This is a genomic window from Bombilactobacillus sp. ESL1202, from assembly GCF_058107125.1.
Genome location: NZ_CM176590.1, coordinates 1,154,225 through 1,177,231, shown reverse-complemented (window position 1 = coordinate 1,177,231; position 23,007 = coordinate 1,154,225). Strand labels below are relative to the sequence as shown.

The 23,007-nt window shown below is 36.3% G+C and carries 23 protein-coding genes and 1 riboswitch; of the genes, 9 read left to right on the top strand and 14 right to left on the bottom strand.

Annotation, left to right across the window (positions count from 1 at the left end):
* Positions 1-10 precede the first annotated feature (10 nt).
* Positions 11-1,471, top strand: a complete 1,461-nt coding sequence (cls, locus tag AC3B7A_RS05235; RefSeq protein WP_489755083.1) for a cardiolipin synthase — start codon at positions 11-13, stop codon at positions 1,469-1,471.
* 271 nt (positions 1,472-1,742) lie between these two features.
* Here cls and AC3B7A_RS05230 read toward each other — a convergent pair whose 3' ends face one another.
* On the bottom strand, positions 1,743-2,213 hold the full coding sequence (locus tag AC3B7A_RS05230) for a hypothetical protein (protein WP_489755082.1): 471 nt from the start codon (positions 2,211-2,213) through the stop codon (positions 1,743-1,745).
* Between the two features lie 69 nt (positions 2,214-2,282).
* On the opposite strand from AC3B7A_RS05230, the gene AC3B7A_RS05225 reads away from it, so the two are divergent.
* Complete coding sequence (locus AC3B7A_RS05225) at positions 2,283-3,119, top strand: aldo/keto reductase (protein WP_489755081.1); 837 nt, start codon at positions 2,283-2,285, stop codon at positions 3,117-3,119.
* Positions 3,120-3,306: 187 nt separating this feature from the next.
* Here AC3B7A_RS05225 and AC3B7A_RS05220 read toward each other — a convergent pair whose 3' ends face one another.
* Together AC3B7A_RS05220 and AC3B7A_RS05215 are read right to left on the bottom strand one after the other, a co-directional pair.
* Positions 3,307-3,912: an Rgg family transcriptional regulator gene (locus AC3B7A_RS05220; protein WP_489755080.1), complete on the bottom strand. Its 606-nt coding sequence runs from the start codon at positions 3,910-3,912 to the stop codon at positions 3,307-3,309.
* Entirely contained in the window at positions 3,890-4,189 is a 300-nt protein-coding gene (locus AC3B7A_RS05215; protein ID WP_489755079.1) for a helix-turn-helix domain-containing protein, read from the bottom strand. The genes AC3B7A_RS05220 and AC3B7A_RS05215 overlap by 23 nt, the downstream gene beginning before the upstream one ends.
* Positions 4,190-4,282: 93 nt before the next feature.
* Here AC3B7A_RS05215 and AC3B7A_RS05210 point away from each other — a divergent pair, with 93 nt between their 5' ends.
* Together AC3B7A_RS05210 and AC3B7A_RS05205 are read left to right on the top strand one after the other, a co-directional pair.
* Positions 4,283-4,534: a hypothetical protein gene (locus AC3B7A_RS05210; protein WP_489755078.1), complete on the top strand. Its 252-nt coding sequence runs from the start codon at positions 4,283-4,285 to the stop codon at positions 4,532-4,534.
* Positions 4,485-5,483: an MFS transporter gene (locus AC3B7A_RS05205; protein WP_489755077.1), complete on the top strand. Its 999-nt coding sequence runs from the start codon at positions 4,485-4,487 to the stop codon at positions 5,481-5,483. Before AC3B7A_RS05210 ends, AC3B7A_RS05205 begins: the two co-directional genes overlap by 50 nt.
* Positions 5,484-5,621: 138 nt before the next feature.
* Here the strand turns inward: AC3B7A_RS05205 and AC3B7A_RS05200 are convergent, their stop codons facing one another.
* Positions 5,622-7,016, bottom strand: a complete 1,395-nt coding sequence (locus AC3B7A_RS05200; RefSeq protein ID WP_489755076.1) for an MFS transporter — start codon at positions 7,014-7,016, stop codon at positions 5,622-5,624.
* 155 nt (positions 7,017-7,171) lie between these two features.
* Here AC3B7A_RS05200 and AC3B7A_RS05195 point away from each other — a divergent pair, with 155 nt between their 5' ends.
* Both AC3B7A_RS05195 and AC3B7A_RS05190 read left to right on the top strand, forming a co-directional pair.
* Positions 7,172-8,737, top strand: coding sequence for an Nramp family divalent metal transporter (locus AC3B7A_RS05195; RefSeq protein ID WP_489755075.1), 1,566 nt, complete (start codon positions 7,172-7,174; stop codon positions 8,735-8,737).
* 130 nt (positions 8,738-8,867) lie between these two features.
* A complete protein-coding gene (locus AC3B7A_RS05190) occupies positions 8,868-10,493 on the top strand; it encodes a malolactic enzyme (protein WP_489755074.1) in 1,626 nt (541 codons plus the stop codon).
* Here the strand turns inward: AC3B7A_RS05190 and AC3B7A_RS05185 are convergent.
* The 5 genes from AC3B7A_RS05185 to AC3B7A_RS05165 all read right to left on the bottom strand — a co-directional run bounded on the left by AC3B7A_RS05185 (position 10,490) and on the right by AC3B7A_RS05165 (position 14,788).
* Positions 10,490-11,215: a MurR/RpiR family transcriptional regulator gene (locus AC3B7A_RS05185; RefSeq protein ID WP_489755073.1), complete on the bottom strand. Its 726-nt coding sequence runs from the start codon at positions 11,213-11,215 to the stop codon at positions 10,490-10,492. The two genes, AC3B7A_RS05190 and AC3B7A_RS05185, sit on opposite strands and share 4 nt — an antisense overlap.
* 117 nt (positions 11,216-11,332) lie before the next feature.
* Positions 11,333-11,653, bottom strand: a complete 321-nt coding sequence (locus tag AC3B7A_RS05180) for a PTS sugar transporter subunit IIA (protein ID WP_489755072.1) — start codon at positions 11,651-11,653, stop codon at positions 11,333-11,335.
* A gap of 18 nt (positions 11,654-11,671) precedes the next feature.
* The gene (locus AC3B7A_RS05175; protein ID WP_489755071.1) at positions 11,672-11,980 is read right to left on the bottom strand and encodes a PTS sugar transporter subunit IIB; all 309 of its coding nucleotides are present in this window, start codon (positions 11,978-11,980) and stop codon (positions 11,672-11,674) included.
* Between the two features lie 47 nt (positions 11,981-12,027).
* Positions 12,028-13,326: a PTS cellobiose transporter subunit IIC gene (celB, locus tag AC3B7A_RS05170; protein WP_489755070.1), complete on the bottom strand. Its 1,299-nt coding sequence runs from the start codon at positions 13,324-13,326 to the stop codon at positions 12,028-12,030.
* Positions 13,327-13,342: 16 nt separating this feature from the next.
* A complete protein-coding gene (locus tag AC3B7A_RS05165) occupies positions 13,343-14,788 on the bottom strand; it encodes a 6-phospho-beta-glucosidase (protein ID WP_489755069.1) in 1,446 nt (481 codons plus the stop codon).
* 220 nt (positions 14,789-15,008) lie between these two features.
* Between AC3B7A_RS05165 and AC3B7A_RS05160 the strand changes: the two genes are divergently transcribed.
* Positions 15,009-16,097, top strand: a complete 1,089-nt coding sequence (locus tag AC3B7A_RS05160) for a DUF871 domain-containing protein (RefSeq protein ID WP_489755068.1) — start codon at positions 15,009-15,011, stop codon at positions 16,095-16,097.
* A 140-nt stretch (positions 16,098-16,237) separates the two neighbouring features.
* On the opposite strand, the gene lplA (AC3B7A_RS05155) is transcribed toward AC3B7A_RS05160, so the two are convergent.
* The 5 genes from lplA (AC3B7A_RS05155) to AC3B7A_RS05135 form a co-directional block, all read right to left on the bottom strand.
* Positions 16,238-17,251 (bottom strand): lipoate--protein ligase, encoded by a 1,014-nt coding sequence (lplA, locus tag AC3B7A_RS05155; RefSeq protein WP_489755067.1) that lies wholly within the window; start codon positions 17,249-17,251, stop codon positions 16,238-16,240.
* A gap of 47 nt (positions 17,252-17,298) precedes the next feature.
* A complete protein-coding gene (lplA, locus tag AC3B7A_RS05150; RefSeq protein ID WP_489755066.1) occupies positions 17,299-18,312 on the bottom strand; it encodes a lipoate--protein ligase in 1,014 nt (337 codons plus the stop codon).
* A 73-nt stretch (positions 18,313-18,385) separates the two neighbouring features.
* On the bottom strand, positions 18,386-18,958 hold the full coding sequence (gene thiT, locus AC3B7A_RS05145) for an energy-coupled thiamine transporter ThiT (RefSeq protein WP_489755065.1): 573 nt from the start codon (positions 18,956-18,958) through the stop codon (positions 18,386-18,388).
* A gap of 39 nt (positions 18,959-18,997) precedes the next feature.
* Positions 18,998-19,095, bottom strand: a riboswitch (TPP riboswitch).
* 110 nt (positions 19,096-19,205) lie between these two features.
* Positions 19,206-19,943 carry a DUF4811 domain-containing protein gene (locus AC3B7A_RS05140; RefSeq protein WP_489755064.1) on the bottom strand — a complete coding sequence of 246 codons (738 nt, stop codon included), beginning with the start codon at positions 19,941-19,943 and terminating at the stop codon, positions 19,206-19,208.
* Positions 19,940-21,382, bottom strand: a complete 1,443-nt coding sequence (locus AC3B7A_RS05135; RefSeq protein ID WP_489756552.1) for an MDR family MFS transporter — start codon at positions 21,380-21,382, stop codon at positions 19,940-19,942. Before AC3B7A_RS05135 ends, AC3B7A_RS05140 begins: the two co-directional genes overlap by 4 nt.
* 333 nt (positions 21,383-21,715) lie before the next feature.
* Between AC3B7A_RS05135 and AC3B7A_RS05130 the strand changes: the two genes are divergently transcribed.
* Both AC3B7A_RS05130 and AC3B7A_RS05125 read left to right on the top strand, forming a co-directional pair.
* On the top strand, positions 21,716-22,156 hold the full coding sequence (locus AC3B7A_RS05130) for a MerR family transcriptional regulator (RefSeq protein ID WP_489755063.1): 441 nt from the start codon (positions 21,716-21,718) through the stop codon (positions 22,154-22,156).
* Positions 22,157-22,184: 28 nt separating this feature from the next.
* Positions 22,185-22,922: a DUF475 domain-containing protein gene (locus tag AC3B7A_RS05125; protein WP_489755062.1), complete on the top strand. Its 738-nt coding sequence runs from the start codon at positions 22,185-22,187 to the stop codon at positions 22,920-22,922.
* Positions 22,923-23,007 lie beyond the last annotated feature (85 nt).

Genomic DNA, 23,007 nt, shown 5'->3' with positions numbered 1-23,007 from the left:
GAGTCGTTTCATGCACATCGTCATCACCCTAATTAGTCTCATCTTATTATTAAACACTATTGCTGCAATTATTACTGTTTTTCACCGTCGCCGGAGTATTCCGACCACTCTAGCTTGGCTAATCGTTTTGATTCTGCTACCGTTAATCGGCTTTTTAATTTTTGCTTTTTTTGGTCGGGGCATTGCCCAGGAAAATCTTTTTGCGATCAGTAATGCCGAACACATTGGCTTAGATCGCCTCAAACAAATGGTGACCCGTGATTCCGATCAAAAGCGTCCCTTAACAGCCACTGATACCACACCACTGGCACAACGACAAATTGATTATTTTAATCACAGTGAAGATGCTCCGGTTACCATTCATAATGATACCCAAATTTTTACTGATGGACATGAAAAATTTACTGCTTTGGCTCACGATTTAGAAAATGCTCTGGAAACGATTCACTTAGAATACTATTCTTTTTTTAATGATGAATTAGGCCGGCAGATTTTAAAGATTTTGACTAACAAAGCGCAAGCTGGCGTGGAAGTTCGTGTCATTTATGATCGTTGGGGCTCGCCCGGTGCCAATAAAAAATTCTTTCGCCCACTAGTAGCAGCTGGTGGTCAAGTCATGCCCTTTATTACTTCCCAAAATGCTGTCACCAAATACCGCTTAAATTATCATCTGCATCGTAAAATTGTTGTGATTGATGGTCAAATTGGTTGGACTGGTGGCTTTAATATTGGTAATCAGTATCTTGGTTTAAAGCCTAAATTTGGTTATTGGCGCGATACGCACGTCCGTATTTACGGTTACGCTGCTTTATCTTTGCAGGAACGTTTTATCTTAGATTGGAACGCTTCTGTTGACAAACATCACCAAAAAATATTGTTCCAAGAAAAATATTTTCCCACCACATTAGCTCATTCAACAAACATTACTCCCATTCAAATCGTTTCGGATGGTCCCGATAGTAATTTTGATACCTTAAAAGGCGGGTTCATGAGCTTAGTCATGAGCGCTAAAGAAAGTATTTTAATTCAAACGCCTTACTTAATTCCGGATGAACCCATGATTGATGCGCTACTAGTTGCAGCGCGCTCGGGCATTAAAATTAAAATCTTAATTCCGGATAAACCTGATCATCCCTTTATTTACCGGGCTACCCAATTTTATGCCAACTTATTAAGCGAACATCATATTGAAGTTTATATTTATAATAATGGCTTTATGCACGCCAAAACAGCTGTCTTTGATAATCAAGTTAGTGCGATTGGTTCTATGAATCAAGATTATCGTAGTTATAGTTTGAACTTTGAAGCTGATGCTTTCTTCTACGACACCCAAGTTAGCCAACAATTAACTGAAATTTTTATGAATGACCTGAAAAAAAGCACCTTATTAACTCCTGAAATTATTGCCCAACAATCACGCTGGTTACGTTTCAAGCAACTTTTCTCACGCTTATTATCACCAATTTTGTAAAAAGTAAGTCTGATTTTTGACATTTATCAATAATAGTAGTAATTGGAAAATATGACCTCTATAATGGTCGCGGATGCTCCTTATTAGGAGCGTTTCGTATTTAAATAACCCTGACTAAAAGAATTGTTCTTTGAGACAGGGTTATTTTCGGCTTTAAAGCCGGATTGATTATTGGTTCTATAAAAAAGTACCGCTGAAATTACTCATCAACACTCAATATTATAGAACCATTATTTAAACACTAAAACATGACCAGATTATTGAAGCTCCATTACATATGAGCAATCTCAATTTCAATATTTTGTGGTAAAACTTGCTGCAATTCTTGTTGTAATTGTGTAACCGAATTTTTAAACGTCATCTGAACATTTTGCCGATTAGCCATCGTAAAAATGGAAATCACTTGTGCAGGCGTATTAGGCAATTCCACTGGAATCAAAGTAACATGCGTTAACTTTTGATAATTATAAGATCCCGAGAAAAAGCCACTTGTAATCAACCGCGTACGTCCGATGCCCCCAGTCCCTTGCATTAAAGTCACCGTTAAAAATGAGGCCACCATCACCACGTACCACCACGAATCTTCCGGCACGGATAAGACCCAGACGCCAAACAAAATCGTTATAATTAAGCTGGAAATTTTATATTTGGCATGTACCACAATTTGTGATTGCCAATATAAATTAAAAATTAACGTTACTACAAAAAAGATATCTATGGCAATTAACAGCCAATCAGCCATCATAATGTCCCCCGTTGAATTAAATTTTAGATATAATGACAATGAAGTTAAATTTAAGGAGGTTTACTTATGCAAATTCCCACATTAACTACCTATGATGGATTAATTTTACCACAAATTGGCTTTGGAACTTACAAATTAAACGGCGCCACGGGGGTCAATGCTATCACAAGTGCTTTAGCTGCTGGCTATCGCCTGTTAGATACTGCTTTTAATTACGAAAATGAAGGTGCAGTTGGTCAAGCTATCAAGCAAAGTAACTTAGACCGTTCCCAAATCATTGTTTCTTCAAAACTCCCTGGTCGCCATCATCGTTACCAAGAAGCTTTACAAACCATTCAAGAGTCATTATATCGAGCTGGATTAGATTACTACGATTTATATTTAATCCATTGGCCTAACCCCAAAGAAGATTTGTATGTTGAAGCTTGGCAAGCTTTAATTACTGCGCAAGAAATGGGGCTCATTAAAACGATTGGCGTCTCCAACTTTTTACCGGAACATATTGATCGTTTAGTTCAAGAAACTGGCGTCAAACCAGCCGTGAATCAGATTGAATTACACCCTTACTTTTCGGAAAGCGACTTACGTAAATATGATGCTGAACAAAATATTCTGACTTGGGCTTGGAGTCCGATTGGTCGCGCCAGTTCCATGCTACAAGATCCGATTATTCAAGGCATCGCCCAAGATACCAAACACAGTGTGGCTCAAGTTATTTTACGCTGGGAAACTCAACTAGGTGTCTTACCAATTCCGAAAGCTACCCACTTCAGTCGCCAACAAGAAAATTTGAACATTTTTGATTTTAAATTAACGCCTGAACAAATGCAGACCATTACTAACTTAGATCGTCCTGATGGTCGTTTAGCTAACCAGAACCCTGCTGAATATGAGGAATTTTAATTCTTAATAAAAATAAAACTGAGCTAAACTTCGTTTCAACATTCAAAACACAATCATCAACTAATGTTCGTCCATTAAACATGGCGAGCATTTTTTTGTTTGCTCAAAACACGATAACATAGCATAAATGTTTAAAATTACAAATCAAATTTAAAATTCATACTATGAAACGTCCTTAAATAATTAACTAAATTCTTAAACCCGAAAAATCAAAAACGCTTAAAACTTCCTCTAGTTTTAAATAATCTTTTAAATAACGTCGCTCATTATCTAAATAAGTAGGCGTTTGATTAGTGAGATAAGAAATGAGATTAGCTTTCTTAATTAATCGTAGTCCCGCTTCTTTTTTACCTTTTAAGTAAAATAAAAGTCCTTTTAAATTAAAAATTCGTGCTTTATGATAATAATCCTTTTCACGATCATTAAAATAACCTTCTAATTTAGCGATTAAAGCTTCAGCTTCACTCAAATAATTATTTTTCAAAAGAAAGAGAATCAAATTATTATAAATATAAAAAATGATCGAAAAATTGTCGTTACGAAAGTTATCATAAATAATTTCTTTTTTCTGCAATTCTTGAAACAAACTCAACATAAAGGTTTTATTCAAAAAGGGGATCGAATGACCAAATAGATACAACTCAAAAAAAGTCCAGTTAGTAATACTTTGAAAATAATCCTCCAGAACTCGCAATTCATCTTCTGTTATTTTTCCAGCGTCCAGTGTTGTTAACATCATTTTTAATTGAATCACTTGCAGTTCCGCAAATTTACCAGAGTATTGTTGCCACATACTCTTTTAACTTTCTAATATTACCATTTTGATAAGCTGCTTGAAAATTTGGCAGCAAGTCATTGTTACCAACATTCTGTTCTTGATACAAAAACTCAAATTCCGAAAGTTGTACATTAATTCGATTTAATAACTGTAATAAGTGTGTAAATGAAATATCCGTCAGTCCGCGTTCAAACCGCGACAAAAAAGGAACAGAGACAATTCCTTGACTGGCTTCTTGTAAAGTAATGTGTTTACTGGTTCTAAACTCTTTAAATACATGTCCTATCTTCATAATTTAAACTATATGCAAGTTTTGCACCTCTTTTTTAATTAGCTCTTACACTAAGTTCATTAAATCAATTTTCTCACAATGGAGGAAGAAAATTTGCAAAAAACAAGATCAACATTTAATTATCTCTGGTTAAGTTTTTTAATTTCAGCAATTGGGGATTGGCTGTCTAAATTAGCCATTCCAATCATTATTTTAAACAAAACTAATTCCGCTTATCATGCAGCGACTACTTTCGGCGTTTCTTTTATTCCGTGGATAGTTTTTTCCTTGCTTGGTGGCAGTTTGGCAGATAATTATGGTAAAAAAAATTTTAATTCTGGGAAATCTTTTTTCTACTGTTGCTAGTTTAAGCTTGATTGTCATTTTATCAAAACCAACCATTAATTTTGTCTTACTATACACTGGAGTGTTTATTTTATCTTCAATAGATCCTTTAATCCATCCCAGCTTTCAAAGTATCATTCCAGCAATTGTTACACCAGAAAAGTTTGCTCAAGCTAATGCAACCATTCAAACCATTGATAATACACTATCAATTTTAGGTCCCTTAATGGGCGGCTCAATCGTTACCTTACTAGGCGGCAGCAATGCACTCTGGATCGACACATTCTCATTTTTATTAGCAGCAATAACACTTATTGGACTGCCGAATCAGAAAAAACAATGCACCACTAGCACCCCAAAAATTAAGCGAAAAATGATTAATGATATCATTCAAGGAGCTAAATATAGTGTACATCAACGTGTAATTTTTAGTGGTTCCTTAATGTTTTTATTTACAAATTTTGCATTAAATATGTTTGAAGCTAATTTCATGTTTTACATGACTAAATCACTGCACTATCCCGTAATAAACGCAACAATTGCCATGGCGATTGGCGGAATTGGCGCTTTAATAGCTGGAATGGTCGGCAGCAAAGTCGTCAATCATTTTCGCGCTGGCATCTTATTGTCAAATAGCACAATATTCGCGGGATTAAGCACCTTATTATTACTATTTAATCAAAATTATATCTATATCGGCTGTATTTTAGGTCTAATTAGTTTTTTTGGTAATATTAATGTCATTACCTACTTTACTTTACGTCAAAGAACCGTGCCAACAAAAATTTTAGGTCGCGTTGTGTCTGTGACACGGATGGTGTCGTATGCTTCAATTCCTGTCGGATCTTGGTTTGGTGGCTTTTTACTGGATCATGGTCAACCAATGTTAGTCGTTATTTTAATCGCTGGTATTATCAGAACCTTAGCTGGTTTAGGCGCAATGTTATCGCCTTTAGGAAAAGAAAAATAACGTTACAGTTACTGCAAGGGTTTGACAAAAGTCGTTTAGAAATTGAGTGTTAACCGACTACTTTTGAAATACAATCATCAATTAATGTTCGTCAATTAAAAAATGGCGAACATTTTTTTGTCTCAATTTCAATTATTGCTATCGGATTTCCACTTTCGTTCGATCTTTAATCAATAAGGCCGTTAAAAAGCCCAATAAACTAAGCAACCAAAACACCCCGAACACCAATTGAAATTGATTTTGTTGCCGCAATAAATGAGTTTTTCCAGCCGCGGGTAAAGTTAATAATAAAGTTGCTACTGTTACGCCGAAAGAGCCTACAATTTGTCGTGCCGTCGTAATCACAGCCGTTCCATGAGCTAGATATTTTTTTGGTAGAACATTAGCTCCCATCGTCACAGCGGGCATCATCACAAAAGCATTACCGCCTTCAATTAAAGCTGCTAAGAGCATGAGCCAAAAGACATTCAACTGCTGTTTCAAAATAAATAATAAACTCCAGCCGATAACAATCATGCCCATCCCCATTAACAGTATTGGTTTAAACCCCAAGTGATCGGCTAATTTTCCCGTCCAGGGATTCAAGAAACTTAAGACTAATGCACCTGGTACCAAAGCCAGACCCGAAAGAAAAGCTGATAAATGTAACACATTTTGATAATACAGCGGAAAAATAATTGTCACAACAATAAGCGCAATATACGAACTTCCTGTTAAAATCAATGCTAAATCAAAGTTAAAAGTTTTTAAAACGCGTAATTGTAGCATCGGCTGCTGTACACTTAATTGTCGCCAAATAAAAACCGCTAATCCCCCTAAGCTAGCAACCAAAAGTCCCGTTAAATTAAAAGTCCAAGTCAAAGTTTCCCCCCATTGCGTTAAAACATAGAGTAAGCCAATCAAACTGACAGATGATAGTAACGAAATTAAATCTAGTTTAAACGGATGCAATTCTAACGGACTAGTAATTGTTTTAAAAGCAAGGAAAAACACGATGGTTACAATCAAGGCAAAGCAAAGAAAGATTTTTCGCCAATTAAAAAAGTGCAAAATAATTCCGGAAATAATGGGACCAACCGCTAAAGCTGAACCCATCACCAAACCGGCCATTCCCATGACTGCTCCCCGTTGTTTCTTGGGTGTAATTTGTAATAAAACAGTTTGATAAGCTGGAAACAAAACACCGACAGCAATGGCTTCTAACACTCTGCCCAACATCATCCACCAAAAATTGGGCGCTAAAATAATGACGACCGTTCCGCCATCAAAAATTGCTAGAAGGCTTAAAAATAACGGCTTAAACCTCACATTAGCTAAGAGCCACGGACTAACAGGAATCATCACCGTCATTACTAACATAAAACCCGTTGTCAACCATTGGATCGTTGTTGTCGGCACTAAAAAATAGTGCATTAAAGTCGGATAAGCGGTTGATAATGAAGACTGACTAATCGACATGGTAAAAGTTCCAATTAATAAAGTAATAATAAATGCCCGCCGTTGAGCTTGCGATAATTGGTGTGAAACAGTCATCAAATCCCCCCTCTAGCCCATATTTAGCCATATTATTAAACCCCTTTCTGAAAATAGCAAATAAAATGTTTTTTTAAGTTAACCTAATTTATGGTTTAATTTTGACGAAAGTAGGAGTATCATTGTTTTTTGGAAAAACATGAGGAGGAATACTTTTGGTTGAAAATACAAAGAAAAAACACCATTTGATAGAATATGCCAATGGTCCTTCCTTGGAGGAAATCAACAGTACGGTTGAAGTTCCCCATGGTAAAGGCTTTTGGCGCACATTATTTGCTTATTCAGGACCAGGAGCATTAGTTGCTGTTGGTTATATGGATCCTGGTAATTGGTCAACGTCCATTACTGGCGGTCAGAATTTCCAATATTTATTGATGTCCATCATCTTAATTTCAAGTTTAATTGCTATGCTTTTACAATACATGGCGGCTAAACTTGGCATTGTGACACAAATGGACTTAGCTCAAGCTATTCGGGCACGGACAAGTAAATCTTTGGGTGTTATTTTATGGATCTTGACAGAGTTAGCCATTATGGCCACCGATATCGCTGAAGTTATCGGCGCCGCAATTGCTTTATACCTCTTATTCAACATTCCGTTAGTTATTGCCGTCTTTATTACGGTACTAGATGTTTTGGTTTTACTGTTATTGACCAAAATTGGTTTTCGCAAAATCGAAGCCATCGTCGTGGCCTTAATTTTAGTCATTTTAGTCATCTTTGTTTATCAGGTTGCTTTATCTGATCCTGATTGGAGTGGAATTTTAAAAGGTTTAGTTCCTTCTGCTCAAGCATTTTCATCTCACCCCGTAATCAACGGTATGAGTCCTTTACAAGGAGCGTTAGGTATTATTGGTGCGACAGTTATGCCACATAACTTATACTTACACTCTTCCGTTTCTCAAACCCGTAAAGTTGATCACAGTAAGAAAGAAGAAATTGCCGATGCTGTGAAATTCTCGACTTGGGATTCCAACATTCAATTAACTTTCGCCTTTTTTGTTAATGCTTTGTTATTAATTACTGGTGTAGCGGTCTTCAAGACTGGTGCCGTTAAAGATCCATCATTCTTCGGTTTATACCAAGCTTTATCTGATACTTCTAAATTAAGTAATGGCATTTTAATTGCTGTTGCTAAGACTGGTATCTTATCAACCTTATTTGCAGTAGCTTTACTAGCTTCTGGTCAAAACTCTACAATTACTGGTACCTTAACCGGTCAGGTTATTATGGAAGGCTTCGTTCATATGAAAATGCCGTTATGGTTACGGCGGTTAGTAACACGGATTATTTCCGTCATTCCTGTTTTAATCTGTGTAATGATGACCGGTGGTCAAACACCAATTCAACAACACGCAGCCTTAAATGATTTGATGAATAACTCTCAGGTCTTCTTAGCTTTCGCGTTACCATTCTCCATGCTACCATTACTAATGTTTACCGATAGTAAAGTAGAAATGGGCGAACGCTTCAAGAACTCCATGTGGGTCAAAATTTTAGGTTGGGTTTCAGTTATTGGTTTAACCTTCTTAAACTTAAAAGGTTTACCTGATTCAATCGCTGGTTTCTACGGTGCAAACCCAACAGCAGCCCAATTAAGTCAAGCTAATATCATTGCTTATATTTTAATCGTTTTAGTGTTAGCTTTATTAATTTGGACCATTGTAGAATTATATAAAGGTAACAAGCGTTTTGAAGAATCACAATTAGGACGCGAGTAAGCTTTAATTTCAAAAATAATTATCAAAAAAGTCTAGATAGATTTTTCCTATATTAAAGGAAAATTATCTAGACTTTTTTCGTCTTAGTTTTAAACTAACATTAAAACACTTAATATTAGGAGGCTTCAAGATGACAGCACCGATAAACATTTTAAATAATCCATTTCTCAACAAAGGAACAGCCTTTACTCAGGCAGAAAGGCAACAATATCATTTATTAGGTAGCTTACCACCAACAGTCCAAACTATTGAGCAACAGGCTCAACAAACTTATCAACAATTTAAAAGTAAGACTAGCGCTTTAGAGCAACGTTTATTTTTAATGAATATCTTTAACACCAATCGCACTCTTTTCTTTTACTTAATGCAACATCACTTAGCGGAGTTTATGCCCATCATTTATGATCCAACGGTTGCCGAAGCCATTGAGCATTATCAAGACTTATTTATTCAACCGCAAAACGCAGCTTTTTTATCAATCAATGATGTTGAAAATACCAAAACAGCCCTTCGCGACGCTGCTCAAGGACGAGAAATCAAACTCATCGTCGTGACTGACGCTCAAGCCATCTTAGGTATTGGCGATTGGGGAGTCAATGGAATCGAAATCGCAATTGGCAAACTTATGGTTTATACAGCTGCTGCCGGGATTAATCCCGCTCAAGTTCTGCCAGTAATGTTAGATGTCGGAACTGATAATGAATCTTTATTAAAAGATCCCCTCTATTTGGGTAATCGGCAAGCAAGAATTCAAGGCTCGGCTTACTATCAATTTGTTGATCAATTTGTCCAAGCAACTAAAGAACTATTTCCGCAATGCTTAATTCATTTTGAAGATTTTGGTCGGCAAAACGCCGCCACTTTATTACACCACTATCAAAAGCAAATCTTAGCCATTAATGATGATATTCAAGGAACTGGAATTGTTGTCTTAGCTAGTATTTTAGGAGCTCTCAAAATTTCACAGGCTTCTTTGGCTGATCAAAAAATTCTCATTTTTGGTGCTGGCACCGCTGGCGTTGGCATTGCGCAAATGATAGAATCCGAATTATTAAACAACGGTTTAAGTGCTACAGCTGCCAAAAACTGTTTTTACTTAGTTGATCAACAAGGACTGTTATTTAGTGATACGCCAAACTTAACAACTGGTCAAACCCAATTTACTCGTAATCGACCAGAATTTTCCAATTCTGAACAATTAATCACTCTAAAAGATATCGTGCAAGCAGTTCAACCAACAATTTTAATTGGTACTTCTACAGTACCTAAGACGTTTACTAAAGAAGTGGTTCAAACAATGGCCGCCCATACTAAGCGCCCGATTATCTTACCACTGTCTAACCCAACCAAACGTGCTGAAGCCACTGCTCAAGATTTACTAACCTGGACTAATGGTCAAGCTCTAATCGCCACGGGTATTCCGGTAGCGCCCATTAACTATCAAGGTACGACTTATCACATTGGGCAAGCCAATAACGCTTTAGTTTATCCCGGGGTCGGTTTAGGTGCTTTAAGTGTCCAAGCTCAAATCGTCAATCAGCCCATGTTACTAGCTGCTAGCCATGCATTAGGTGATTTAGTTCAACCAACAAAACGCGGTGCTGGCATCTTACCAGCCGTCAATCAATTACCACAATTTACTAAAATCATTGCCCAAGCGGTAGCCCAAAGCGCCTTAGACCAGGGCCTAGCTCAAAAAACAGATTTAACACCTGCAAAAGCTATTGCTCAATTACAATGGCCAGCTCAATATTAGTGATCACTGCTGGTTTTCAAACCTTGGCAGCGTCTGACTGCTTGAGCCAAGCGTTCTAGTAAATAAACAACCGGCACTTGACTAGTTAAATTAATTGACTGGCCAATGATTCTTTCATCAATATGATAGGAAAAATTCAAATCTGCTAAATTGGCCAAAGAATTATGTTCGTTATTAGTAATACTAATAATCGTCGCCTTTTGATCATGAAAACTAATGACTTGTTCTAACGTTTGCTCTGTTTCACCACTCACTGATAAGACCATCAAGACATGATTTTTCAAATCATTATGGCCTAGTTGAATCGGATAGAATGGATCAGAAATCACGAATGCTTCGCGACCATTATTGACAAATTGTCGAGCACCATAACCTGCTAAATCGCCAGAAGTTCCAACTCCTAAAAAAACAAAAATGGTATCAGATCGAATTAATTGTAAAAATTGCGTGATTTTCTGATCATAATTTTCCATATCAGAAAAATAATTGTGCGCTTGATAGGTAATATCATCAACCCGACCTTGATCAGCCACTTCTTGTTGTAATTGTTGACAGAATTCATAATAGTGATGATAACCTAAGCGATTAATCATTCGCAAAACAGAAGCTGGTGCCACTTTTAATTCATCAGCTAAATGGCGTAAACTAAAATCTTTGACTTGTTCTTTGTGGCTTTGAATATATTGATAAATTTTTTGTTGTGTGGCTGTCAATTGTTCCAAGAATTATCTGCCCTTCTTTCTACTAATCAAAAAGAGGTTGAATCAATAAGATTAATGTTTCAAAAATTGCAACGTTAATCAATATTGTAATTCAACCTCATTTTTTATGAATGACAATTATTTATTGGCTAATTGCTTATATAAATCCACAATTTCACCAGCTAAATCACGAAAAGTGATCGCATTCATAATATGGTCTTGTCCATGAACCATTAATAAAGTAACTTGCTCATGTTCACCGTTAGCTTCTTTTGTTAGCATTCCGGTTTGTGAATTATGAGCTTCTGCTAAAAATTTATCAGCATCTTTCAGCTTAGCATCAGCCGTAGTAAAATCATTCACTTTAGCAGCCTTAATAGCTTCAAAGGCCGCACTTTTAGCATTACCACCATTCATGATTAAACCCATGACAGTTTGCAAATTTTCTTCTTCACTCATTAATTAAATATCCTTTTATTATTGAATTAAACTCAAAGCTTCATCTAAAACTTTGGGACCGTTCATCATTCCGTAATCTTGCATATTAATAACTTCAACCGGAATAGAAACCCGCTTTTTAAAATCATCTAACATGTAACTAACTTGTGGTCCTAACATTAAAACATCTGGTTTTTCAGTTTCAATTTTAGAATCAGCATCTGCTGCTGCTGTGGCAAAAATTTTAGCATCAACGCCCTTTTCTTCAGCTGCTTTTTGCATCTTGCTGACTAATAAACTAGTTGACATACCAGCAGCACAGACTAACATAATTGTCTTTTCACTCATAATTAATTCTCCTTTAAACTTTTAGATACTTATATTAAACCACTAATTTAAGCATTTTGCGCTGCTTTTTCCTCTTTTACTTTTTGATTATCCATACTCTTAAAGAAGAAGTAATAAATTAAGGTATCTAACACAATATTAACAATTTGTAATACTGCACCTGAAAGGTGACCAGTTGCTAAATAACCAGACATAATTGGCGGTGTTGTCCAAGGAACCATCACGCCCATTGTTTTGGCAACCCAGCCCCACTTCATTGTTAAATAAGTGACTGTAACATTGGTTAAAGGAGCAACAATAAATGGAATTACCATTTTATAATTCATGACGATTGGTAGACCAAAAATAATTGGTTCATTGACATTAAAGATGGCAGGCCCTACTACAAGTTCACCTAAAGTTTTATATTCTTTACTCTTGGACATAAAGGCAATCATTAAAGCTAAACCGATAGTAGCTCCAGAACCACCCATATGCACAAAATTATCAAAGAATTGTTGAGTAACAATGTTTGGTAAGGCATGACCAGCTTTTAAAGCGGCCGCATTTTGTGCCATCGCTGCTAACCAGATTGGTTGCATCACCCCAGCAACCGTATTGGAACCATGAATCCCAAAAATCCATAAAATGCAGACTAAACCTTCAGCCACCAAAGCTCCTGGCAAAGTGTTGCTCAAATGACTCAATGGATTTTGTAAGAAGAAGGTAATCACATTTGGAATACTCTTCATTGGTGTTGCTTCAACACCCAAACGAATGAGCCAAACTACTAACAAAGAAATAGCACCTGGAATCAAGGAAGAAAATGAATTACTGATAGCTGGTGGCACACTAGCTGGCATTTTAATCGTCCAATTCTTGTGAACAATCCAAACATATAAGTCAGTAATGAACAAGCCAACTAAGATAGCAATAAACAACCCTGATGAATCTAATTGCTTTAATGGTACCCACAAATCGCCAGCCTTATCCGTTTTTAACGGAATAGTTAATATATAAGCCCCGATTGATACAATCATGGCCGAAAAAGCATCAACTTTATAACTCCGAGCTAAGTTATAAGAAATACCCGCCACAGCAATGAGACCCATAATATGGAATGAGGCGTTAGTGATATATTGAACCACATTTGCCCAATTAGGCCCAAATGTGTGCGCCATAAAAGCTAGATAGCCCTTAATTGGAAATTGCGCAATAATCATAAAAATTGAGCCAATAATGATCATTGGAATTGCCGCTGCCATCCCATCACGTAAAGCAACCATATGTCTAGCAGATGAAATCTTTTGGAAAAATGGAATCAACTTCGTCGTCAAAAAACTATTTTTCGACTTTTCTTCAGCCATTTTTCACGCCCCCTTTTTAATCTAAATCTTCCCCATTTGATGCAATAACTTTTTGATACCAAGCAAAAGAATCTTTTTTGGAGCGATCTAAACTTCCATGACCTTCATCATCTTTATCAACATAGATGAAGCCATAACGTTTAGACATTTGTCCCGTACCGGCAGAAACTAAATCAATACAGCCCCACGGAGTATAACCCATTAAATCAATCCCATCTTCTTGGACAGCTAACTTCATTTGTTCAATGTGTGCCCGTAGGTAATCAATCCGATATTGATCATGAACTGAACCATCAGCTTCTTTTTGGTCAACTGCTCCAAAACCATTTTCAACAATAAATTGTGGTTTATGGTAACGATCAGCCAACCAATTCATGGCGTAACGTAAACCTTCAGGATCAATTTGCCAACCCCACTCTGACGCTTTAACATATGGATTTAGTGTACCGTCTTGGTCTTCATCATAATGATAATTAGCAGGTTCATCCGCTTTAGCCTTGACTGCCCGTGACATATAATAACTAAAACCAATATAATCAACGGTTCCTGCTGCTAACTCTTTTAAATCGTCAGCAGTGATATCCATTTGCCAACCTTGATTAGCTTGATAAGCCCGTAACCAGGCGGGATAACGACCATTAGATTGCACATCTTCAAACCAATAACGTGCTTGGTTAGCGCGCTGGGCTTTTAACATATCAGCAGGTTTAGGACTAGCGGGATACAAGGGCACCATGGCAATCATCGAACCAATTTGAAAATCAGGATTAATTTGATGACCCATTTGAACTGCTTTAGCACTAGCTACTAATTCATAATGCGCTGCTTGGTACATGGTCTTTTCCATATTTTCTCCTGGTTGTTTCATTAAACCAGAATTCGTCATCATGGAAAAATCATTTTTGTAATCAGTTTGATTATTAATTTCGTTAAAAGTCATCCAGTATTTAACTTTATTTTGATAACGTTTAAAGACCGTCTCAGTAAATTTTAAAAAGAAATCGATTACTTTACGACTGCGCCAACCACCATATTCTTCGACTAAATGATATGGCATTTCAAAATGTGACAAAGTAATCACTGGTTCAATTTTATATTTTAAACACTCATCAAATAAGTCATCATAAAACTTCAAGCCAGCTTCATTAGGTTGTTCTTCATCCCCATTAGGAAAAATCCGAGTCCACGCAATCGATGTCCGAAAACACTTAAACCCCATTTCGGCAAATAATTTAATATCCTCCGGATAGCGATGATAAAAATCAATCGCTTCATGATTTGGATAGTACAGACCGTCTTGGACACCAGCAGTAATCTTGCGGGGAACACCATTAGCACCGGCAGTCATGATATCAGCTACGCTGACACCTTTATTACCTTCTTGCCAGCCCCCTTCTAATTGGTGAGCAGCGACTGCTCCACCCCACAAAAAATCTGAACGTAATTGTGATTTATTAGTCATATTTATCTCCTCAACCTTTAAAGCGCTTTTAGATAACGTTTACAAGAAACATTTTACTATTTTGTTTCTAAAATTCAAGGTTTTTTTCAAAAAATCAGAAACACGTTTCATCATTTGCTCGATTAACGACTTCAGAAAAGCTGTTGCAAACTTGATTGGTTCGGTTAAACTGAAACTAGATAGATAAAAGTTATTTTGTTTAATTTAAAAGGAGTTTCTGATGACAAAAAGACAACTGGGCTTATCAATTTACCCCGATCACAGCAACTTTGCGGACGATCAGCATTATTTAGAATTAGGCCATAAATACGGTTTTACCCGAATTTTTATGAGTATGCTAGAAATTTCTGGATCTGCTTCGCAAACTAAAGCCAAATTTCAAAAAATTATTGATGTCGGTAATAAATTAGGTTATCAAACCATTATTGACGTGGCACCCCAAATTTTTGATGATTTACAAATTTCTTATGATGATTTATCTTTTTTTGCAGATTTACACGCGGCGGGGATTCGTTTAGACCAATCTTTTGATGGGGCTACCGAAGCCATGCTGTCATATAATCCCTATGGTCTCATCATTGAATTAAACCTGAGTAACAATGTTGATTACTTGAATAATATTCTGAGTTTTCAAGCCAATACACCTTTTATTTATGGTTGTCATAATTTTTATCCTCAAGTCGGCACTGGTTTACCGTATGATTATTTTATGGAATGTAATCGCCGTTTTAAAAAAGCTGGTCTTCACACCGCGGCATTTGTTGCTAGTCAAGTTGGAAAAATTGGTCCTTGGAACGTAAATGATGGCTTACCGACCCTCGAAATGGATCGCCAATTACCGATTGCTGTTCAAGCTAAACACCTCTTTGCTTCACAGATGATTGATGATGTCATTATTGGCAATGCTTACGCTAGTGAAGCCGAACTAAAAGCCTTAGCTGAAATTGATCGCTATCAATTAGAATTTAGTGTAGAGTTAAACAATCCTGTCAACCCTGTCGAACAAGAAATTATGTTTAAACCTCAACATTTTCGGCGCGGTGATATTAATCAATTGGTCGTTCGTTCCACGATGCCACGAGTTACTTACAAAGATGTGCCAAATCCTGCCCACGATAATGAACAAGTTTTTCAACGCGGTGACATTTTGATTGGCAATGATCAATTCGGTGTTTATAAAAACGAATTACAGATTACCTTAGAACCTCACCAAGATGTTCGGAAAAACAAAGTTGGTCGTATCAAAGATGAAGAATTATTCTTGCTTGACTTCATCAAGCCCTGGACAAAATTCAAATTAACACGTTAAAAGATACCGCCTAATACAATGATTCATAGCTTTTGATCATTAAATTTTATCTTATCCAACAAAAAGCTGAAATTTTAAATGTTTTAGAAAAAACATTCAAAATTTCAGCTTATTTGGGTTTAAATCTCAAAAATCCAATTTCACGGCTTTAATAAATTCACCAAATCGAATTTAGAAATACCCGTAAAATAGCGCTCCACATCAACGTTTTGTAACGCCTGTTTTATTGCATCTTGATCATAGACAAGACCGATTAATTGTTGTTGTAACTGATTAACATCTTTTTGTCCAAAGAAATCACCATAAAAATGAACTTGCGCAATTTTTCCGTGTTCAATTAAAAGTCGGGCATCAATTGTTCCTGCAGTAAAATGTTGCCGTTTTTTAACTGTAAATTCTGGCGATTTTCCATACACCCAATCCCAGTTATAATAAAGTTCTTGATTTAACTGCTCAATGCCAGCTTGATCTGCAGCTGTTAAATGATATTCTTTATCTTTAATCTCTGCTAAATCTTGGGCTTCAAATAAACTCAATAATAAAGCATCACGAAATTGTTCGATCGTTAAGTCTTGATATTGAGCACTTAAATAAGGCTTTAAGTTTGTCACCCGGCTACGCACTGATTTGATACCCTTCGAAGCAATTTTATCTGGTGCAACTTTTAAGGCTTGACTTAATACGTCTAAATCAACATCATACGTTAAAGTTCCGTGCGAAAAAGTCTTACCATTTTTGGTATACATCGCGTTACCGGAAAATTTCTTACCGTCAATTAAAATATCATTGCGCCCCGAAACTTCTGCGCCAGTTGCACCCATGCGGTGCAAAGCATCCACAATCGGTTGGGTCATTTTTTTAAAGTCACCGAAGCGCTCATCTTGCGCATTGATGACAAAACTAAAGGAAACGTTACCCAAATCATCATAAACGGCACCACCACCTGAAATACGCCGAGTCACAGTAATTTGATGGTCTTTAACGTAATCCAAATTCAGTTCTTCTAGTGTATTTTGATTGCGCCCCACAATAATACATGGCTTTTGAATATAAAACAAAACCAAGGGCTCATCAAAATCTTTATTATTCATTAAATACTGTTCAGTTGCTAAGTTATCGCGAATATCACGTGAAGGCATACAAAAATAATACAAAGCTTTATCCCCCTGGCTGCGACACAATCATCGCTTGCTATTTTTAGTTATGGTGTAACCAGCTTAATCAAATCCGCCACTTTAATTCCTGTAAAGTATTGCTCAATATCAATACTATTTAACTTTTGGGCTAGATGATCATAGTCGTAAATCACCCCTTGCAATTGCTGCTCTAGTTGAGCAACATCTTGAGTCCCAAAGAAATCACCATAAAATTTAGCTTGGGCAATTTTGCCGTGTTCAATCAAAAACCGCGCATCAATCGTTCCCATATCAAAATGTTGCCGATTTTTAACTGTGAATTCCGGTGATTTTCCGTACACCCAATCCCAATTATAATAAATTTCTTCTTTTAATTGATCGATCTCTTTTTGGTCAGCTGGTGTAATTTGATACTCATGATCTTTAATTTCAGCTAAACTATCAGCTTGGAAAAGACTTAACAATAAAACATCACGAAATTCTTCGGTCGTTAAGTTTTGATATTGTGAGTCCAAATATGGTCGAATATTAGTCACCCGACTACGAATAGATTTAATTCCTTTAGATTGAATTTTATCTTTTTGCACATGCAAAGCTTTTGTCAAGACGTCTAAATCAACATCGTAAGACAATGTTCCATGTGAGAAAGTTTTGCCATTCTTGGTGTACATTGCATTTCCAGAAAACTTTTTACCATCAATTAAAATATCATTTCGTCCAGAAACTTCTGCGCCAGTTGCACCTAAGCGATGCAAGGCATCAACCATTGGTTGCGTAATTTTCTTGAAGTCACCAAATTTTTCATCTTTGGCATCCACCACAAAACTAAAGCATAGGTTACCCAAATCTTGATAAACAGCACCACCACCAGACAACCGACGCGTAACAGTAATATGATGTTCTTTGACATAATCATTGTTCAATTCTTCCATTGTATTTTGATTATGCCCCACAATAATACATGGTCCTTCAATATAAAATAATACTAGTGGTTCATTAAAATTCTTGTTATTCATCAAATATTGCTCAGTTGCTAGATTATCGCGAATATCATTCGACTTCATTACCACATAATACATTGACAGCACCCTTTCATTAAACCGTTTTCAATCATATTATAAATAATTTCAGTCGAAATAACCACTATAATTTTTAATTTATTTTTAAATTTAACAACTTAATTAAAATATTTTTTAATAAAGCAAAAATAATAATTGCAAAAATTAAACTAGCCAGGGCGCTGCCACCATTAACTAGTAATGACCAAGTCCAAGGGTTAAAGGACTTAGGCGCATATGAGCCCCAGACTAAAACCCCGGCAATAAAGTGTAAGAAATACTTAATAAACAGTGCCACGCTACTACTTAATAATACTAAACCAAGAATTGAACGTCGGTTTTGAATCCGCCGTTGAATAGCAGGTGCCCATAATCCGGCTAAGCCTAAGACCCCAAAAGCCAAAGGATATTCTAGAATTCCTTGCCAAACATTTAGCACTGAACCACTACTTAAACCACGTAAAATTAAATCTAATAACCCCCAAGCAACTCCTGCCGTAACGGCTGCTTTAAACCCACGCCGCCACGAATATAAAAACAGTGGCACGACCCCATATAAAATTTCAATGGAGGAAATTCCTAAACTATGTGGTATATACGATAAAGCCATAGCTAAAGCAACGATAATTGCTCCTTCTACTAAAGTTTGTAACTGATTTTTAGGCATCAAAAAACACTCCTTTTTGTCATTTTGCAAAAAAGAGTGTTAGACACTCATTACAATTCCTACGCATGTTTTAACATAACAGGTTCCAGGGTCTGAACTTAATCACTCTCAGCTAACTAGCTCCCCTTTGCAATGACAATTATTTAATTGCTTTTAGTCTAATAGAAAAATCTACCGAAAACAAGTGTTTAAAAAAAAGAAGCTGGCTTAAAAGACACTAATCTTTCAAACGAGCTTCGGTGAAACCTTATTTAGTTACTGCTTGTTTAATTAATTGCTGTTGAAATTCCTGGGCATACTGTTGACTTAAAGTCTTAACTTTAGCCTGATTAGTTAGTAAGCTAGGATCTTTTTGAACTGCAGCAGCCAATTTTTGTTTAACATAAGTTTGGGCTTGCGCCTGCACTTTAGCTTTATTAGCTGGTGTCTGCATTTGCTTCATTTTCTTTTGCAATTGCTTTACTTGATTCATTGACAAATGAAGCCAAGTTTTTGGCAAATAAAAAGTATGAACCCGTTTAACTAATTTATTTTGTAGTCCAGAAACGCCAAACCAGAATTTAGCTGCTGCTGAATTAAATTGCCACCGTGTTGTCGCAGTTTTTAAAGTAGCCTGCGTTGCCGTTGTGGACTTAATGTGGTTATTAGCCACCGTTTGTTCATTAACTTGAGTATGAACCGGCTTTTTTTGCTTAGCTGAAGTTTTATAAATTTGAACCGTTTCTTGCTCATTTGATCCGAGCGTCTTATATAACATTAAATTCAAGCCATTAGTGGCTTTTGCTGGATAAATTTGTGTTGTTTGATTAGTCGTAACTTGGTGCATGGCATAATGATTATAATTATTTAAAACTAAAAAAAGTAGTGATAAACCAAAAATAATTAGTGAAACAATGGTCGCTAACCCTCGCATCAAGGGCTTGCGTAAATAAACAAAACTAATAAAAGTTGCCACCGCACCGATAATTAATGTTCCTAAAATCATGCTTGGTCACCGCCTTTTTTCATTTCTGCTAAATCAACATCTTGACGTTTAGTTTTATCTTTTAAGAAGAACGCTAAGATCACACCAATCACGGCAAAAACTAATGAGAACATAAAAGAAGCATGATAACCAGCTAAAGTAGCATTTAAATAATCATGTTTGTACTGAAAGGGAGCTGCGTGTAACAAATGTTTTGCTGGTTGCTGCGCATTAGTAACATTGGTCAATAAAGTGATCATGATTGCTGAACCAATTGACGAAGCAACTTGACGAGCTGTGTTATTAGCAGCTGTTCCATCAGCAATTAAATGATCTGGCAAAGCATTCATTCCGGAAGTAGTCACCGGCATCAAAACCATGGAAATTCCTAACGTCCGTACCATCTGTAAAACTACAATATAACTAGTAGGCGTATCAACAGTTAACCACACAAATGGTAAAGTTGACAATGTCAAAATTACCAAGCCAATCACGGCTAAACGCCGACCACCAAAGGAATCAAACGTCCGTCCAGTAATAGGACTCATGAAAGCCATAATCAAAGCGGCTGGCAGTAAAATTAAACCGGATTTTAAAGCACTCATTCCATGTACAATTTGTAAATAAAGCGGTAAAACGGTGGAAACTCCCAGCATAGCAATCATCACAATCGAAGATAAAATCGCTGCTAAGGTAAAATCGCGCGTCTTGAAAACTCGCAATTCCAAGAAAGGCTTGGGAATAACCAATTGCCGCCAAACAAAGCACACAACTACGATCGCCCCAACAATTAGTGAAGCTAAAACATTCATAGAAGTCCAGCCATCATTACCCGCAGCTGAAAAACCGTATAGCAAAGCGCCAAAACCAACCGTGGATAATACTAAAGAAAGCCAATCTAATTTTTGTTTTTCCGTCTTAATGACTGGTTTCATAAAAATCAAGGCCAAAACCACCACGATCACCACAATCGGAATTAGTAAACCAAAAAGATCACGCCAAGAAAAGTTATCCACAATCCAACCAGATAGAGTCGGACCGATTGCCGGTGCAAAGCCAACGACAATCCCCACTAAGCCTAAAGCTGCCCCTCTTGATTCGGCAGGAAATAAGGACAACATAATCGTCTGTAATAAGGGCATGGTAATACCAACACCCACCGCTTGAACCAAACGGGCAATCAACAAGACGCTAAAGCTAGGAGCTAAATAAGCTAAGATCGTCCCGACTAGAAAAATTGCCATTGCCGAAATGTATAACCATTTAGTATTGACAGTCGTTGCTAAATAAGCGGACAACGGAATCATAATCCCATTAACCATTAAAAAGCCCGTGGTCAACCATTGGACAGTTGCTGTCGAAACATTAAAAGTTGACATTAGCTTGGGTAATGCCGTTGACAGTAAAGTTTGGTTTAAAACTGTACAAAAAGTTCCAATTAATAAAACAACAACTAACATAATTTTACTGAATTTAGTGTTGTTAGAATCAGTTTGAGTCAAGAAAAATCCTTCTTTCTATTTAAGTAATTAGTTATTAATGAAGCTGTGACAAGAAGCGTTTCGTTTTAACCAGAATGCAAGCTCGAATCTTAATTGTCGCAGCTTTCTTTTTTAAAATACACTATCGAATTCATATCAAAGCAACAGTAATGAATATAAACTATGTAATAGTATTTGTCAATTAATTGATATTGATATTCAAAATTAAATAACCTTACAATTTTATCTAAAAAAAGGTATAATACTAACTGTTAAATTATAATTTATGTCATTTATAGAGATAGGTGCAAAATGGTACAAGTTAATGATTACGTTACCTGGATTAATAACATTATTCGTCCCGATAATTTGTATTTAAGCATTCGTGATACCGCACGAGCTTGCAATATCACTGACACTCAAGTCCGTTACTGGATTAAGATGGGCTATTTAGAAACAGTCCAAGCAGAAAATGGTGCTGTCAAACTATCATACAAACAAATCACGCGTGCGCGCATGATCAAAAAGTTCTTAGATGACGGCTATACACTACACGCAGCTGTTCAAAAAACCAAAGATAATGCCAAATTGGCGAAGGCTTTACAAAAAGTTCTCTTAACCTGCATTAAAAATATTTCTTCACACGATGACGAAGTCATTTTTGATTTTGGTCCCTTGGCCGAAGATGCAACTAAACACGTTTATGGTATTGCCAAAGGTCAAAAAATCAAATTCACGTTAAATAAACCGTAATTTATTCAAAACTGCAAAGGAGTTATCAGTGGATTTTATTATCAATTTATATAAACCCTTTTTTGAATTACAAAATTGGGAAAATGTTATTCAATCACCTAATGATTGGTTCTTAATTTTATCGTTAATTATTATGGAATGTTTATTGTCGGTTGATAATTCCATCGTCTTGGCTGCTCAAGCCCATACTTTAAAGACCAAAAAGGAGCAAGAAGATGCCCTATTTTATGGTATTTGGGGCGCTTTTATCTTTCGCTTTTTAGTGATTGGTATCGGTACTTACTTAATTGATTTATGGTGGATTAAAATCCTCGGTGCCATTTATCTAATTTATATGGCCATTCATTTTTTCTGGGAGAAGTTTTCTGGCCATCAGAAAAAAATTAAAATGTTTAAGATCAAAGGCCTATCCCCTCTTTGGCAAGTCATTATTTCCGTCGAATTTACCGACATTATGTTTTCACTGGACTCAGTTTTAACTTTAATTGCGGTCTCTAATAATCCCGTTATTATTTTAATTGGTAGTATCATCGGCATCATTGCCATGCGTGGTGTTGCCGAAGTTATCATGAGCCTCATGAATAAAATTCCTGAATTAGAACCCATGGCTTACGTCTTAATTTTATTTATTGCCATTAAACTCTTCTTAACTATTCCAATCATTGATATCGAAATTCCAAATTCAATGTTCACTTTAGTTCTGGCAGTGGCCTTTATTATCACTTTTATTATTCATTTTCTTCGTAAAAAACAGACTAAAAAATAGTCTGTTTTTTGCTTTCAAGCGAAAGCTTAGTTATTATAATCATAAGGTTGCAATAAAGTAGTTTGAATCACCATGATCAATTTGC